Annotated in this window: 3 protein-coding genes; all 3 read right to left on the bottom strand. The window is 61.1% G+C overall.

Features of this window, described 5'->3' with window-relative positions; all coding sequences use genetic code 11:
• Positions 1-256: 256 nt before the first annotated feature.
• The 3 genes from Q0349_RS06450 to ybaK are packed head-to-tail and all read right to left on the bottom strand — an operon-like array spanning position 257 to position 1,786.
• Positions 257-784 carry a GNAT family N-acetyltransferase gene (locus Q0349_RS06450; RefSeq protein ID WP_298080055.1) on the bottom strand — a complete coding sequence of 176 codons (528 nt, stop codon included), beginning with the start codon at positions 782-784 and terminating at the stop codon, positions 257-259.
• A gap of 22 nt (positions 785-806) precedes the next feature.
• Entirely contained in the window at positions 807-1,301 is a 495-nt protein-coding gene (locus tag Q0349_RS06445) for a dihydrofolate reductase (protein WP_298080054.1), read from the bottom strand.
• Between the two features lie 2 nt (positions 1,302-1,303).
• The gene (gene ybaK / locus Q0349_RS06440; protein ID WP_298080053.1) at positions 1,304-1,786 is read right to left on the bottom strand and encodes a Cys-tRNA(Pro) deacylase; all 483 of its coding nucleotides are present in this window, start codon (positions 1,784-1,786) and stop codon (positions 1,304-1,306) included.
• Positions 1,787-1,938: the final 152 nt, after the last annotated feature.

Here is a 1,938-nt window from a genome sequence, read left to right as displayed (position 1 = left end):
GGTGCCCGGTCAGGCGACGCAACACAGTATGAGGCTTTCGGTGGATGGCTATATATGCGTCGCTGACGCGGATGGTTTGCTGCCCCACTCGGGTTCCCCCACAGGGAGAGAAGGCATATTAGCTGTTTTCCTGGTTTTCAGTTCCCTACACAAGCATACGGAAAAATGCGATTCCCCCAAGATTTTGAACAGGTTTTTAGGGGGCGCGTCCGAGCCATTACCACTGTTGCAAGTTCATCCGGTAATAGCAGCGGTTTTACGACTGCGACAATTGCAACGTAAACAGCAGGGTGTCAGTGTCGTAATAGCGGCGCGTCATGCCGGATTTTGTCATGCCGAGGCGCTGCATTACCGCCTGCGAGCGCCAGTTGTCGGGATAGGTCACGGCAACTACCTGCCGCAATTTGGCCATGCGTGCGCGTAGCAGCATCGCCTGCGCCGCCTCCGTGGCGTAGCCGTTACCCCAATGGGCAGGATGCAGGTGCCAGCCGATTTCATATTCCGTCGCGCCGTATTCGCCCTGCGACAGCGGGACAGGTTTGAGCAGAATGGTGCCAAGCAGGCGTGCCGGGTCGTCGTGCGGGGTGATGGCAAGAATGGCGGCGAGGGCGGGCAATGGCTGGCGGTAATATTCCAGGCGGGCGGCGGTTGCGGCGGTGGTCGGTGCGTGTCCGTCGCCAAGCCAGCGATAGACATCAGGGTGCTGGTGCATCGCGGTCAGCGCGGCAAGGTCGCCCGCAACAAAGGGGCGCAGGATGAGGCGGGCGGTGCGGATGGGCTGCATCGGGATTGTCAGAAAACGCCGCTCAGTTGGCACGGCGCGCGTAGCGGCAGAAACTCAACGGCCAAGGATTGGCAGCGTCGGCGGGATGGTCTTCGCGCGCCGTTTCCTGCCAGTCGGCAGGGTCAAGCGGCGGGAAAAAGGTATCGGCGCGGGCGACGGTGGTGTGAACCCGGGTGATGAGCAAGGTGTCGGCCAGCGGCAGCGCGAGGCGGTAGATGGTCGCGCCGCCGATGATAAAGATTTTGTCGCCGCGGGCGCGGACAAGGGCGGTGGCAAGGTCGGGGCAGGTGTCGGCATCGGGCAGGGCGAGTGCCGTATTGCGGCTGATGACCAGATTTTGTCGCCCCGGCAGCGCGCGGCCAATGCTGTCCCAGGTTTTGCGTCCCATGATGACCGGGTGGCCGAGGGTCTGCGCCTTGAAGTATTGCAGGTCGCGCGGCAGGTGCCACGGCATTTTGCCGTCGCAGCCGATGGCGCCGTTGTCGCTTTGCGCGACGATGACGAGGATTTCCGGCATGGTCATGCCACCGCAACGTTGACCGTCTGCGGCTTCAGCACGGCGAGGTCTTGCGGGCGGATGATGACCTGGAAGCCGCGTTTGCCGCCGTTGATGCACAGCCGTTCCAGCGCGTAGATGCTTTCTTCGACGTACACCGGCAGCGCGGTTTTGGTGCCAAAGGGCGAGGTGCCGCCGAACAGGTAGCCGGTCCATTTGCTTGCCTGCGCCGCTGTTGCCGGTTCGATGTGCTTCATGCCGAGCTGGCGGGCGAGGTTGCGCGTCGAGATTTCGCGGTCGCCGTGCATGAGGACGATGAGGCCGTGTTTTTCTTCGTTGGCAAGGACGATGGTCTTGATGACCTGATGCTCGTCAAGGCCGAGTTCGGCAGCGGTCTGCGCGGTGCCGCCGTGCTCTTCGTAGGCGAAGTCGTGCGGCTCGTAGGCGATGTTGTGCTCGCGCAAAAAGCGGATGGCGGGGGTGACGGGGTATTTTTCTTTGTGCATGGCGGGTTGCCTGGTTGGGGTTTGCGGTGGTATTTACATACAGGATGGCGGGGAAGGTGTATGTAAATGGTTTGGTGTCTTGGATTTTTCTAAGGTGTGTTTACAATTGGTCATAACACGATGATTTCGTTCGTAGGTTGGGTTAGCGAGGT

Source organism: uncultured Cardiobacterium sp., assembly GCF_938028185.1.
Lineage (GTDB): Bacteria > Pseudomonadota > Gammaproteobacteria > Cardiobacteriales > Cardiobacteriaceae > Cardiobacterium.
This window is presented reverse-complemented; position numbering and strand designations above follow the sequence as displayed.